Origin of the sequence: Bacillus sp. MSP13 (assembly GCF_000815295.1) — a bacterium.
Taxonomy (GTDB): Bacteria; Bacillota; Bacilli; order Bacillales; family Bacillaceae; genus Bacillus; species Bacillus vallismortis.
The window spans coordinates 52,831-66,515 of record NZ_JXAQ01000004.1 but is presented as its reverse complement, the minus strand read 5'-3'; the positions used below and the strand labels follow the sequence as shown (position 1 = coordinate 66,515).

Sequence of the window (13,685 nt, the reverse complement as noted above, 5' to 3'; positions counted from 1 at the left end):
TTACTGAACGAATTCTTTTGTTTCTTCCAGCTTAACTGAGATTACCTTGGAAACACCAGACTCCTGCATGGTTACGCCGTATAGCACATCCGCTTCCTCCATCGTCCCTTTTCTGTGGGTAATCACTATAAACTGGGTATCGCTGCTGTATTTTTTTAAATACTGTGAAAATCGGAACACATTCGCTTCGTCAAGCGCAGCCTCTACTTCGTCGAGGACGCAAAACGGTACAGGGCGAACCTTTAAGATTGAGAATAAGAGCGCTATAGCAGTAAGGGCACGTTCTCCGCCTGACAAAAGATTTAAGTTTTGCAGTTTTTTCCCCGGCGGCTGTGCGATAATCTCGACTCCTGAGTGAAGCAGATCGTTCGGATCGGTGAGCCTCAGTTCAGCTCGTCCTCCTCCGAATAAGGAGCGGAAGACTTGATCAAAGTGTGATCGGATTTGGACGAATGTGTCATTAAAGCGCTTTGTCATTTCTTCATCCATTTCTTCAATCACTTGGAACAGGGTATTTTTCGCTTCTGTCAAATCTTCTTTTTGTTCTGACAGAAACTTATACCGTTCGTTGACCCTCTCAAACTCATCTATGCTTCCAAGGTTTACAGTACCAAGTTCTTCAATTGCGAGCTTAATCAGCTTCACGCGCTTTCTGGCTTCTTCTGGATCGGTTTCCAGCGGATAGGTCTCTTTTGCCCCCTCGAAGGACAAGCTGTATTCTTCCCGTAAGTACTGGAGCAAATTATCAAGCTCAACTTCCATTCGGCCCAGTTTGACCTCTTCGTCTTTTAGAAGCGTTGTTTTTTGTTTATACAGACGTTTCATTTCTTTCAGCTCACGCTCGTATGTATCAAGCCCGTGCTGAAGCTTGATACGCTGGTCGCGCCTTAACGCGATCAGTTCAATCGTTTTCGTTTTGTCATTCAATTTATGTTTTGCAGCTTCTTCAAGCTTTTCTTCGCCACTGGTGCTTGATGACATCTCTGACGTTAAGAAGCTTAAGTCTTCTTTCGCTTCTTTTAACGCAAACTCTGTTTCTGCGAGCTCTTTCTTACGTCTGGCAAGGTTGTCCTCTTCACTCTGGCATGCCTGCTCTTTTTTGGCTGCTGTGATCTTCAGCTCAGTCAGCTCATTGGAAAGAGACTCTTTCGTTGAGGATTGCGTTTGTTTTTGTTTTGTCAGCCTATCTATATCCTCTTCAAGCTGCTTCATCTTTTCCGATACGGCAGAAAGCTCTTCTTCCAGCTTGCGTTTACGCGTTTTCTTCTCTTCATCGCTTTCTGACAGAGCAGATTTTTCTTGATCATAGAGCTCTAAATGAGTGTTGATATTTTTCTCGGCAACTTGAAGTTCGTACAGCTGGCCTTTTACATCCTGCTGCTTTACTCTCAAGCTTTCCCCGGCTTCTCTTAAGTCAGCCAGTTTTTTCTCCATATCCTGAAGAGATTGCTTAAGTGTTTTCACTTCTTGTTCAAGCAGCGCTGTTTTCTCTTCCATTTCAGTGAGCCGTTTGCTCACATCTTCAAGCTCACGGCTTCTCCCGAGCAGCGAGTTATTTTTCTTTTTAACCGCTCCGCCCGTCATTGAACCACCCGGATTCACGACATCTCCCTCAAGGGTTACGATGCGGTACCGGTGCCCGAGAAGCTTCGCAAGCTCGTTTGCTCCCTTTAAATCCTCTGTGATCAGCACAGTTCCAAGAAGGTTCTGGATGATGCGCCGATACGCAGGATCAAATGTGACAAGTTCACTGGCGACCCCGAGAAACGACGAGTGCTGCGCCGCTGTTTCCGCGTCCCGGCTTTGAAGCTGCCGGTCTCTGATTACAGAAAGAGGCAGAAACGTCGCCCGGCCGAAGGAATTCTGTTTTAAATATTGAATCGCTTTACGGGCAGACTGTTCATCGTCGGTTACGACATGCTGGGCAGAAGCGCCGAGCGCAATTTCAATGGCCGCTTCATACTTCTGTTCTGTTGAGATCAGCTCTAGGACCGCTCCGCGAATTCCGCCGAGCCGCTCTTTCGCTTTCAGGACTTCTTTAACACCTTGATAAAAGCCGGAGAAATCACCCTGCATCGTCTCAAGCATGTCCTTTTTCGATCTCGCTTGCTGAACGTATTGATATGCCTGATACAGAGCGGATTCATTTTTTTCGTATTGGCGCTTTTTCTGCTCATATTTTGTCTGCATGTCACGATATGCGCCGACTTGGCTGTGAATCTCCTGCTCAATTCGGGCAAACTCCGTTTCACATGCGGCTTTTCGCGCAGAAATATCGCGCCGTTCCTCTAGATGCTTTTCATTGTTGTCCGCAAGCCTCTGTAATGTGACAGCGGATTGGGACATCTGGTCATCAAGCAGCTGGAGCTCGTTGCGGGTCGAAGCCTGGCTGTTTAACAGCTCAAAGTAATCGCTTTTCAGCTGCTCGATTTTTTCTTCGACATTTTCATTGTGAAGACTGAGAGCCTGCTGTTTTTCTTTTACCTGAGCTCTTAACTGTTTCACCTCTGCCTGAAGCGTTTCAAAGACAGCCTCCTGCTTCGCAAGCTCTTCTTTCAGGACCGTTTCTTTTTGCTGGTACTGAACAATGGCTTCTTCAAGCTGTTCTCGGTTTTGCACAGCGTTTTTCTTGCGTTCTTTTAGGACTTCTTTACGGCCTTCAAGCTTTTCCAGCTCTTCACTTGTCACCAATAAGACCTGCTGGAGCTCATCTACTGATTCATCCAGCGCTTGAATTTTGTCTCGCGCCTCTTCAATTTTTGCTTCTTTCGCAGAAATCGCAGCCGATTCAGCGAGCTCTTCTTCCTTTGCGAGCTGCACTTTCTCTTTGAGAGCTGACCATTTACCATGCAGTTCTTCGATATCATAGGCAGTCAGCGCTATTTCAACATGCTCCAGCTCTTTCTTTTTCTCCAGATAGTCTTTCGCTATGGATGCTTGAATTTTAAGAGGTTCAACCTGTCCTTCAAGCTCATGTAATATGTCCTCTACCCGGTTTAAATTGTCCTGTGTCTCAAACAGTTTATTTTCTGCTTTTTTCTTTCTCGTTTTATATTTAAGCACCCCGGCCGCTTCTTCAAAGATACTGCGGCGATCCTCCGCTTTACTGCTCAGGATCTCTTCCACTTTTCCTTGGCTAATAATAGAAAATGCTTCTTTACCGAGGCCAGAGTCCATAAATAAATCAATAATATCTTTTAAGCGGCACGGCTGATTGTTAATCAGAAACTCACTCTCGCCTGATCTGTATACACGTCGTGTCACGCTGACCTCATGGAAGTCAATCGGCAAGAAATGATCATCATTATCAAGGGTAAGTGTAACTTCAGCCAAATTTAATCGCTTTCTCGAATCACTGCCGGCAAAAATGATATCTTCCATTTTTCCGCCTCGAAGAGACCGTGCCGATTGTTCTCCAAGAACCCAGCGAATGGCATCAGTGATGTTGCTTTTTCCGCTACCATTTGGACCGACAACCGCTGTAACGCCTTTTACAAAATCCACGGAAATCCGTTCTGCAAATGATTTAAATCCTATAACGTCTAAACGTTTGAGGAACATAGCGATCCTCCTTATGTAATAAGTATTTCAATTCTATCATAAAACATGGATAAAATAAGACGGCATACATACTGAAATCCCCCTTATGATTCAGGGGGATTTTATTGTTTCGTATGATATTTTTGCAATTTAGCCAAAGCTTCCTGAGCAGCATGCTGTTCGGCTTCTTTCTTTGATCGGCCGTTTCCGACTCCGAGTGGTTCACCTTTTAGCGATACGATGGCTTCAAATTCACGGTTGTGCGCAGGCCCTTTTTCGTTGGAAATTTTATACTCCAGAGAGCCTTTGCCGTCCCGCTGCACGTATTCCTGCAGCTGGCTTTTAAAATCCATCACATGAGAAAAAGCACCATCGTTAATTTTAGGGAACACATAGACTTTTAAGAAACTTTCGACCGGCTCTAATCCCTGGTCAAGATACAAGGCTCCTATAAATGCCTCAAATACATCCGCCAATAGGGCAGGACGCTTTCTTCCGCCTGTCATTTCCTCACCTTTGCCCAACAGGACAAGATCGCCGAATGACAGTTCGTGAGCCAATGAAACGAGAGATGGTTCGCATACAATCGCGGCTCTCAATTTCGTCAAATCTCCTTCACTCATAGCCGGATACTTGGCAAATAAGAATCTGGAGATCGTCAGTTCCAAAACAGCGTCACCTAAAAATTCAAGCCTTTCATTATCTTCATACGGCTTTTTCCGATGCTCATTCACATAAGATGAATGTGTAAATGCTTGATACAAAAGCTTTTCATTTTGAAAGTGAACCGAAATCCGTTCTTGAAACTCTTTAAATTGTTCTACTTTTTTATAGAACTTTTTTTTATCTTTATAATGTGAGTGTTTTGACATAGTAACCTCCATAGGCACATCAGGTTCACCGCGCTTCTCTGACTAAACCGGATACAGCGCGCGTAAAAGCGGCATGCTGTAATAACTGCACGAATAAAGGGCTAAAGCCCCGCATCTCGGCGGGACTTTTAGCATCAGCTTATTGCTGGTTTTGTATGTAGTTCACAGCGTCGCCGACTGTTGCAATCTTTTCAGCATCTTCGTCAGAAATCTCCATATCAAACTCGTCTTCAAGTTCCATAACAAGCTCAACTACATCTAGGGAATCAGCACCTAAGTCTTCCTTGAAAGAAGCTTCAAGTTTGACGTCTGCTTCATCAACGCCAAGGCGATCTACGATGATTTTCGTTACACGCTCTAATGTATCTGCCATAGCAATTCACCTCCCCTCAAGTATTATAGTGGATTCGTTTTTAAAAAACTAGAGAAACTATGATGAAATTTTCGAGAAAAAAACTTACATCACCATTCCGCCGTCAATATGAAGCGTCTGGCCTGTCATGTAACGTGCTCCCTCTGAAGCAAGGAACGTGACAACACTGCTGATGTCACCTGGTTCACCAAAGCGCGCGAGCGGAATTTGTTTCAGCATTTCGTCTTGAACGTCTTCGGCAAGCTTATCTGTCATATCAGTTGAGATAAATCCAGGCGCAATCGCATTTACCGTAATATTTCGGCTTGCAAGCTCCTTAGCAGAAGATTTTGTTAAACCGATTACGCCAGCTTTTGCAGCCACATAGTTGGCTTGTCCAGGATTTCCGCTGACGCCGACGATAGACGATACGTTAATAATTCGGCCTGAACGCTGTTTCATCATTTGTCTTGTAACAGCTTTCGTGCAGTTGAAAACACCTTTAAGGTTAATGTTAATGACATCATCCCATTCATCTTCTTTCATTCTCATGATGAGATTGTCTCTTGTAATTCCGGCATTATTAACAAGAATGTCAATCGCAGAAAAAACAGATAACGTTTCTTTTATCATGTTTTGTACATCTTCAGGATTTGATACATCCGCTTTGACAGCAATTGCTTCTCTGCCCATTGATTTGATTTCATCCACCACTTCATTTGCTTTCGCTTCATTGCCGGAGTAGTTGACGACAACGTTCGCGCCGCTTTTTGCCAGGTCAAGGGCAATTGCGCGGCCGATTCCGCGGGATGCCCCAGTGACAATAGCTGTTTTGTCATTAAGCATTTTCATTCTCCTCCTTAAGCGTTTGAATTGCCAGCTCGATCGTTTCCGGATCTGATACAGCAATTGTTTTCAAGCGTCTGTTTACTTTTTTCACAAGGCCTGAAAGCACTTTTCCGGGGCCAATTTCAATAAAGGTCGTAACACCCTCTTCAATCAGCTTGTTAATGCTTTCCTCAAAACGAACCGGAGAGTAGAGCTGTTCAATGAGCTTCTCTTTGATTTCTGCTTTAGCGGTCATGACATCAGCAGAAACATTTGAAACGACCGGAACGCCAGCGTCTTTTATGTCACAGGAATCCAATACTTCTTTCAGCTTTTCCGCAGCTGGCTTCATCAGTTCAGAATGGAAGGGACCGCTTACTTCAAGCGGGATCGCGCGTTTTGCACCGTTCTCTTTTGCCTGTTCACTTGCAAGCTCTACCCCTTTAGCTGTACCGGAAATAACGATTTGTCCAGGACTGTTGAGATTCGCAAGCTGAACCAGATGGCCATCCTCCGTGACTTTATCGGTTACTTGCTTTAATGCTTCGGCATCCATGCCAAGAATCGCGGCCATAGCTCCTTCGCCAGCAGGAACTGCTTCATTCATAAACTCTCCGCGTTTTCTGACGGTATAAACAGCATCTTTGAAAGACAGCGCGCCAGACGCAACAAGCGCGGAATATTCACCAAGGCTGTGTCCTGCTGTGAAATCAGGTGTAATGCCAGATTCTTTAAATTTCTCAAGAACAGCAATGCTTGTCGTCAGCAAAGCAGGCTGCGCATTGTATGTAAGTGTTAATTCTTTCGCATCACCTTCAAAAATCAGTGAGCTGAGTTTTGTTTCCAATGTTTCATCCGCTTCATCAAACAGACGCTTTGCAGCAGGCACCTGCTCATAAAGCTCTTTCCCCATGCCGATAAATTGTGATCCCTGTCCCGGGAACAAAAATGCAATTTTACTCATGATGCAAAACCTCCAGACTATTCATCTGTTTTTTCTTCTTTTACTTCTTCCTGAATGAGCGCAGCCACATTTTGGCTGACCATCTCTCTTGCTTGGCGAATCGCATGAAATACAGCATTAGAATCTGAAGAGCCATGCGCCTTGATCACAGGCGCTTTTAAGCCGAACAGACTCGCTCCGCCATAATTCGAATACTCCATTTTCATTTTCATTTCTTTCATCTTCGGCTTCAGCACAGCTGCCGCAAGCTTTGATGTGAAATTAGACGTCATGACTTCTTTCATCATTTTAAAAATAGACAACGCAGAACCTTCCAGCGTTTTGAGTGTAACATTCCCGGTAAAGCCGTCTGTTACTACAACATCCGCCACATCATCTAAAAGGTCTCGCGCTTCTATGTTTCCGATAAAATGAATATTAGCTGTTTCTTTTAATAATTGAAACGTCTGCTTCGTCAGTTCGTTTCCTTTTTTATCTTCTGTTCCAACATTTAAAAGCCCGACTCTCGGTGAAGTGACACCGCGCACTTGCTGAGAATAAACAGAACCCATGATGGCATATTGGACGAGGTGCTCCGGCTTGGCATCGACATTGGCGCCGACATCAAGAAGGAGAAATCCATCTCCTGAAACGGTGGGAAGCGTCGGGGCAAGCGCCGGACGGTCAATCCCTTGAATTCGGCCGACAATAAACAGACCGGCTGTCATTAATGCGCCGGTATTTCCTGCTGAAATGCAGGCGTCAGCTCTGCTTTCCGAAACTTCCTGCGCCATAAGGACCATAGATGAGTTCTTTTTTCTTCGCACGGCGCGAACCGGTTCATCCGTTGGCTCAATCACTTCATCTGCGTGCAGCACCGTGATGCGGTCTGATGTTGTTGTTAAATGTGATTCTATCGTTGTTTTGTCACCGACAAGTGTGATATGGAGATCATCAAATGCCTCTATACCCTTTAAAACTCCGTCAATAACAGCTTTGGGAGCGTGGTCTCCTCCCATTGCATCTACAGCTATTCTCATGCATGCTCCACCTTTATGATTGTTTTGAACGGTACATGTCAAAATGTCCAGAAAAAACAATTTCTTCGCCAACATAGCTGTTCACTTCGACAACTGTTCTTCCTTTTTCTTTTTCGACCGCCGTCACTTTCGCTTTCGCTACAACACGTTCCCCCTGCTTCACCTGTCTTGTAAAGCGGATGTCTGCGCTTGCGGTCAGTGCCAGCTCGTCATCAATAACTGCCACAGCCAAGGAATTCGCCTGTGCAAATAAATGATGTCCTCTGGCAATTTGATTCCGGCTGAACACATGCTCCTGTTTTATTTCTAAAATGGATATCGCTTGATCATCCAGCTCAAGGTCAATAATTTCTCCGATCACTTCGTCCAGTGACAGGGATTTCACTTCATCTTCAAGCGTTTTCTCTGCAACATTCTTAATTCTTTCTCTCAGCTCCGGTATCGAAAGCTCTAAGCGGTCCAAACGAATTGTCTGGATGCTCACCCCAAATTTACCCGCTAATTCTTCATCTGTAATAAAGGGGGTTGCTTGAATCGTCTGCTGAAGTAATTCCTGGCGTTCTCTCTTATTTCTTCTCATATCTAAACACCATCCGGACAATTAAGACTAGGTACTAATAGTAGTATATAATTTCATAGATTGGAATGCAACGATTGTTTCTAGCTGGACACTAAAAACTTCTGGTGACTAACTTAATTTTTCCCCGTCCATTACTCCGCTCTTCAGCAATTGATCTCTCAGCGCCCCATATTCCGGCTCCTTCCAAAACGCGTCAGAAGCCACAAGATTCGCGGCATCCTGCCTCGCCGTTTCAAGCGCTCTGTAATCATGAACCATGTCCGCCACCTTGAATTCAGGCATACCGCTTTGTTTTTTTCCGAAGAAATCTCCCGGTCCTCTCAGTTCCAGATCCTTTTCAGACAGCTCAAAACCGTCATTGGTCTCGGACATGATTCTCATCCGTTCTTTCCCTGTTTCTGATTTAGGATCGGCCATCAGAATGCAGAACGATTGGTGCTCGCCCCGTCCGACACGGCCGCGCAGCTGGTGAAGCTGAGATAATCCGAAACGGTCGGCGTCATAAATCACCATAATGGTTGCATTCGGAACATTCACGCCAACCTCAACAACTGTCGTTGATACGAGAATTTGACAGTGGTTCGCACTGAACTCCCGCATGACCTGATCCTTTTCATCGGAATGAAGCTTTCCGTGCATCAGGCCGACATTCCATTTCTCCCGGAAAATATCAGAAAGCATATTGTACACGTCAATGGCGTTTTGCACATCAAGCTTGTCTGATTCTTCAATCAGCGGGCAGATGATATAAGCCTGTCTTCCCTGCTTTAATTCTTTTTCAACGAATGATAAAATACGGTCCAGCATGTCATGCTTGACCCAATAAGTTTCGATCTGTTTTCGTCCCGCCGGCATCTCATCAATGACAGATACATCCATTTCGCCGAACACTGTGATGGCTAACGTTCTTGGGATTGGAGTGGCTGTCATAAAGAGAACATCGGGATCCTGTCCCTTGTTCCGAAGTTTTTTGCGCTGCTCAACACCAAAACGATGCTGCTCATCTGTAATGACGAGACTCAGCGCCTTAAACTCCACCTCATCCTGTATTAAAGCGTGGGTTCCTACAAGAATATCAATCTCTCCCGCTGCAAGACGCTCAAGCAGTTCTTTTCGCCGCTTTCCTTTGACAGAGCTTGTCAAAAGAGCAACGCTAATATCCCACTTTTCAAATAGTGAAACGAGCGAATCAGCATGCTGTTCGGCCAGAATCTCTGTCGGCACCATAAGCGCGCCCTGGTATCCGGATAAGATCGCGGCATACAGCGCAATAGCGGCGACTGCCGTTTTTCCTGATCCGACGTCTCCTTGAAGAAGACGGTTCATTCTGTACGGAGAAGACATGTCTGCCGTTATTTCGCGAAGCACGCGGGATTGGGCGTTAGTGAGAGGAAACGGGAGGCTGTTGACAAATTTCATGAGTTCTTCGTTTGAAAAACGCTGCCGTATCCCTTGAGTCTGCTCTCTTTCCGCCTTTCGAAACGCCTGCATTTTCAACTGAAACAACAAAAACTCCTCATAAACAAACCGGCGTCTTGCAAGCGTTAACGCTTCTCTTGTTTCAGGCTGGTGCATCGCTTTTAACGCCTGATGATAATCCGGCAGCTTATAACGTGTTCGTAGCTTTTCCGGAAGAGGATCGGAAAGCGAGTCTGCATACTGGGTCAGCGCTTGTTGAATAAAACGTCTCATCATTTTGACGGTAACGTTTTCTTTCACAGAATACACTGGTTCAATGCTCTTATCCTCTTGATGCGGACCGTTTTTCAACTCCTGAACAGAAATGGTTTGACGGTGCTTGTCCCATTTACCTGAGACTGTCACGACAGAGCCCAGAGAAAGCTTTTTCTTCAAATAAGGCCGGTTGAAGCATATGGCTGTGACCAAATAATGGCCGACAAGAACCCTAAATGTCAGTCTGTTCCGTTTTTTTCCGTAATAGGTAAGAGAAGGCTCCGAATGAACCTTCCCTTCGACTGTAACTCTTTCATCATGCTTGACTTCTTCTAAATCCCTCAGCTCGTAGTCATCATAGCGATAAGGGAAATAATTCAGAAGATCAGAAATGTCATAAATACCGAGTTCCTTCAATGTTTTTTCTGTTTCCGGCCCAATGCCCTTAATGTTGGCTATACTAGTTTGCTGATGTTGTTTCACGTGTTCCTAGCGCTCCTCCAAAAATTTTTTTCTCTAATTCTCTTCCTGTCGGTGTTGCCGCCAAACCGCCTTGGCCTGTTTCTCTAAGTGCTGTGGGCATCGTCTGGCCAATTTTATACATGGCATCAATAACCTCATCACATGGAATGCGGCTTGTAATGCCCGCCAATGCCATATCAGCAGCAATCATTGCATTTGAAGCTCCCATTGCATTTCGTTTCACGCACGGCACTTCAACAAGCCCCGCAACAGGATCGCACACGAGTCCGAGCATATTTTTTAATGTAATGGCCATGGCCTCCGCGCTCTGTTCTGGTGTTCCTCCTGCCATCTCAACAATCGCCGCAGCAGCCATGCCTGATGCTGATCCAACCTCTGCCTGGCATCCTCCGGCGGCGCCGGAAATACTTGCGTTATTAGCCACGACAAATCCAAAAGCCCCAGAGGTAAACAAAAAGCGGATCATTTGTTCTCTTGTTGGGTTCAGTTTTTCTTTTACAGCAAATAACGTGCCGGGCACGACACCAGCAGAACCCGCAGTCGGTGTCGCACAAATGGTTCCCATGGCTGCATTCACTTCATTTGTTGCAACAGCTTTCGATACCGCATCTAAAATCAGCTGGCCAGACAGGCTTTTACCTGACCGAATGTAAGCCTGTAATTTCACGGCGTCACCGCCAGTTAAGCCCGTTTGGCTCGTCACTCCCTCGAGTCCTTTTTGAACCGCCGCTTCCATAACAGACAAATTGTGATCCATCTGCTGAAAAATCTCTTCTTTTGTTTTTTCTGTAACTTCCATCTCTTGTGCGATCATCACATCAGAGATGGATAGTTGCTTTTCTTTTGTTATCTCTAATAATTCCTTTACATTACGAAACATAACTGGCTCCTCCTGACCTTTCGCTAGTCAGCAATCTTTGTTACTTGAATAATATTCGGCAGCTTTGACAGCTCGTTGAGAATTTGTTCGTCAATATTTTGATCGACCTCTATTGTCATCAAAGCAAGCTGGCCGATATCCTTTCGGGCTACTTCCATATGGCCAACGTTGATTGAAAATTTCGCCAGGACATTGGCAACACCGGCAATCGTGCCAAACTTGTCATTATGAACAACCAATATAGCAGGATGATTTCCTGACAATCGGAGTTCAAAACCATTTAATTCTGTGATTTCAATCTTCCCTCCGCCAATCGAAATACCTGTCAGCTCAAGCTCTCCCTTTTTATCAGAAATGGTGATTTTGGCTGTGTTCGGGTGGACGGGTACAGCGTCTTCAACGCGAAACTCTATATCAATACCTTTATCTTCTGCAATTTGTATAGCGGTTTTAATCCGTTCGTCAAATGTATCAAAATCAAGCAATCCACCGATAATCGCGACATCTGTGCCGTGACCTTTATACGTTTCCGCAAAAGAGCCGTAAAAGGATACGGTGATGCGCTCAGGCTCTCTGCCAAATAAACTTCTGGCCACTCTCCCGATTCTTGCCGCCCCCGCCGTATGCGAGCTGGACGGACCGATCATAACCGGGCCGATAATATCAAAAACGCTTCTGTATTTCATGCTATTCCTCCTTATGAACCAGAGTTTATAAGCGCTTTGCTTCTAGACTAATTGATCATATATAAAATGGCAAGCGGGCGCGTCACAGCGCTGCCGCACTTAAAAGCAGACATAAGAATAGAAGGGCGAATCGCCCTTCTATTCTGCTGAAACGATATACGAATATAGCGGCTGTTTTCCGTTATGGATCTCAACCTCAATCTCCTCGTACTTTTCACTAAGGAACGCTTCAAGCTCCTCAGCTTCTTCCTGAGACGCATCCTCACCGTATAGGATGGTGACAATTTCGTCGTCTTCTCCGATCATTTCTGACAGCAGCGTTTTCGCGGCTGTCAGCTGATCTTCAGCAGTGCCGATAATCGTTCCATTCAGAATTCCCATAAAGTCGCCTTTTTTAATATCCTTGCCATCAATATGGGTATCTCTGACTGAGTACGTCACTTGCCCGCTTTTCACCTGCTGAATGGCGCTAAGCATATTGGCCTCGTTCGCTTCAGCTTCTTGATCCGGATGAAATGCCAGCAGGGCTGACATCCCTTGGGGAACCGTTTTGGCAGGAATGACGAAAACCTGTCCATCCATTACACTTGCCGCTTGATTAGCCGCCATGATGATGTTGGAGTTATTCGGTAAGATAAACACTGTTTCCGCATTTACGGATTTCACGGCATCGACAATATCCTCAGTGCTCGGGTTCATTGTCTGACCGCCTTCAATCACAACAGAAGCGCCGATGCTTTTAAATAAGTCAGAAATGCCTTCTCCCATTGCTACAGTCACAACGCCATAGGGCTGCTTTGCCGGCGGTTTTTCGTTGCCAGAAGGCTTGCTTTCCTGGCTGATAAGAGAAGTATGTTGTTCTCTCATATTCTCTATTTTAATTTTGATCAATTCACCATAATGCTGGGCATAGTTTAATACATTTCCCGGTTCTTCCGCATGAATATGAACCTTCGCCAGCGATTCATCCGCAATGACTAACAGAGAATCACCGAACTGGCTAAGATCTTGTCTGAACGTACCTTCGTTGAATTCTCGTTTTTCCTGATCGAGTCTAACCATCACTTCAGTACAAAAACCAAATTCAATATCTTCTGTATTCATTGCGCTTTGCGCGCTCTTATGATGCTCTGCGCTGACCATGTCGTCAAGTGACGGAAGAACAGCTTTCTGAGGCACAGTTTCACCTTTTAATGAAGCGAGGAAACCTTCATACACACAAAGCAGGCCTTTGCCCCCGCTGTCGACGACTCCTACTTCCTTTAGAACTGGAAGCAATTCAGGTGTCCTGTTTAAAGATGCCTCTGCTTCCTCTGTCACTGCAGTCATCAGCGCTGTGATATCGGTTTCTTTTTCTGCCAGAGCCACCGCTTTTTTCGCAGCGTCTTTTGCAACTGTTAAAATGGTGCCCTCTACAGGCTTCATGACAGCTTTATACGCCATATCAACACCGGCTTGCAGCGCAGCGGCAAACTCTTGTGCATTCATTTCTTTTTTCGTTTCAATGCTTTTACTGAATCCGCGGAACAATTGGGACAGGATCACTCCTGAATTTCCGCGCGCTCCCATGAGCAGCCCTTTCGATAACGCGGAACCCACCTTACCGATATCATCCGTATCCATTTGCTCCACTTCTCTTGCTCCGGAAGTCATCGACAGGTTCATATTTGTCCCCGTATCGCCGTCCGGCACCGGAAACACGTTGAGCGCATCAACCGCACTCGCATTTTGAGACAGATTCTGCGCTCCCGCGAGAATCATCCCGGCAAAGGTTCTGCCGTCTAATGTTCTAATAGACAATCCTACT

11 protein-coding genes are annotated in these 13,685 nt (G+C 45.4%); all 11 read right to left on the bottom strand.

Annotated elements, in window-relative coordinates:
- The 11 genes from smc to SC79_RS03640 all read right to left on the bottom strand — a co-directional run bounded on the left by smc (position 1) and on the right by SC79_RS03640 (position 13,678).
- Positions 1-3,561, bottom strand: coding sequence for a chromosome segregation protein SMC (gene smc, locus SC79_RS03690; protein WP_039073939.1), 3,561 nt, complete (start codon positions 3,559-3,561; stop codon positions 1-3).
- A 101-nt stretch (positions 3,562-3,662) separates the two neighbouring features.
- Positions 3,663-4,412, bottom strand: coding sequence for a ribonuclease III (gene rncS, locus SC79_RS03685; RefSeq protein ID WP_039073938.1), 750 nt, complete (start codon positions 4,410-4,412; stop codon positions 3,663-3,665).
- Positions 4,413-4,551: 139 nt separating this feature from the next.
- Entirely contained in the window at positions 4,552-4,785 is a 234-nt protein-coding gene (acpP, locus tag SC79_RS03680; RefSeq protein WP_003154310.1) for an acyl carrier protein, read from the bottom strand.
- 84 nt (positions 4,786-4,869) lie between these two features.
- Positions 4,870-5,610, bottom strand: coding sequence for a 3-oxoacyl-[acyl-carrier-protein] reductase (gene fabG / locus SC79_RS03675; RefSeq protein ID WP_039073937.1), 741 nt, complete (start codon positions 5,608-5,610; stop codon positions 4,870-4,872).
- Positions 5,603-6,556: an ACP S-malonyltransferase gene (gene fabD / locus SC79_RS03670; protein WP_039073936.1), complete on the bottom strand. Its 954-nt coding sequence runs from the start codon at positions 6,554-6,556 to the stop codon at positions 5,603-5,605. Before fabD ends, fabG begins: the two co-directional genes overlap by 8 nt.
- Before the next feature lie 17 nt (positions 6,557-6,573).
- Positions 6,574-7,575, bottom strand: coding sequence for a phosphate acyltransferase PlsX (gene plsX / locus SC79_RS03665; RefSeq protein ID WP_039073935.1), 1,002 nt, complete (start codon positions 7,573-7,575; stop codon positions 6,574-6,576).
- 13 nt (positions 7,576-7,588) lie between these two features.
- Positions 7,589-8,155: a transcription factor FapR gene (gene fapR / locus SC79_RS03660; protein ID WP_010327883.1), complete on the bottom strand. Its 567-nt coding sequence runs from the start codon at positions 8,153-8,155 to the stop codon at positions 7,589-7,591.
- A 108-nt stretch (positions 8,156-8,263) separates the two neighbouring features.
- The gene (recG, locus tag SC79_RS03655) at positions 8,264-10,312 is read right to left on the bottom strand and encodes an ATP-dependent DNA helicase RecG (protein ID WP_039073934.1); all 2,049 of its coding nucleotides are present in this window, start codon (positions 10,310-10,312) and stop codon (positions 8,264-8,266) included.
- Positions 10,290-11,192, bottom strand: coding sequence for an L-serine ammonia-lyase, iron-sulfur-dependent, subunit alpha (gene sdaAA, locus SC79_RS03650; protein ID WP_039073933.1), 903 nt, complete (start codon positions 11,190-11,192; stop codon positions 10,290-10,292). The genes recG and sdaAA overlap by 23 nt, the downstream gene beginning before the upstream one ends.
- A 23-nt stretch (positions 11,193-11,215) precedes the next feature.
- Positions 11,216-11,878: an L-serine ammonia-lyase, iron-sulfur-dependent subunit beta gene (sdaAB, locus tag SC79_RS03645; protein ID WP_039073932.1), complete on the bottom strand. Its 663-nt coding sequence runs from the start codon at positions 11,876-11,878 to the stop codon at positions 11,216-11,218.
- Between the two features lie 138 nt (positions 11,879-12,016).
- A complete protein-coding gene (locus tag SC79_RS03640) occupies positions 12,017-13,678 on the bottom strand; it encodes a DAK2 domain-containing protein (RefSeq protein WP_039073931.1) in 1,662 nt (553 codons plus the stop codon).
- Positions 13,679-13,685 lie beyond the last annotated feature (7 nt).

Coding starts and splice junctions, on each gene's coding strand:
- plsX (WP_039073935.1), bottom strand. CDS start 7,575: ATGAGAATAGCTGTAGATGCAATGGGAGGAGACCACGCTCCCAAAGCT.
- acpP (WP_003154310.1), bottom strand. CDS start 4,785: ATGGCAGATACATTAGAGCGTGTAACGAAAATCATCGTAGATCGCCTT.
- smc (WP_039073939.1), bottom strand. CDS start 3,561: ATGTTCCTCAAACGTTTAGACGTTATAGGATTTAAATCATTTGCAGAA.
- sdaAB (WP_039073932.1), bottom strand. CDS start 11,878: ATGAAATACAGAAGCGTTTTTGATATTATCGGCCCGGTTATGATCGGT.
- fabG (WP_039073937.1), bottom strand. CDS start 5,610: ATGCTTAATGACAAAACAGCTATTGTCACTGGGGCATCCCGCGGAATC.
- sdaAA (WP_039073933.1), bottom strand. CDS start 11,192: ATGTTTCGTAATGTAAAGGAATTATTAGAGATAACAAAAGAAAAGCAA.
- fabD (WP_039073936.1), bottom strand. CDS start 6,556: ATGAGTAAAATTGCATTTTTGTTCCCGGGACAGGGATCACAATTTATC.
- rncS (WP_039073938.1), bottom strand. CDS start 4,412: ATGTCAAAACACTCACATTATAAAGATAAAAAAAAGTTCTATAAAAAA.
- fapR (WP_010327883.1), bottom strand. CDS start 8,155: ATGAGAAGAAATAAGAGAGAACGCCAGGAATTACTTCAGCAGACGATT.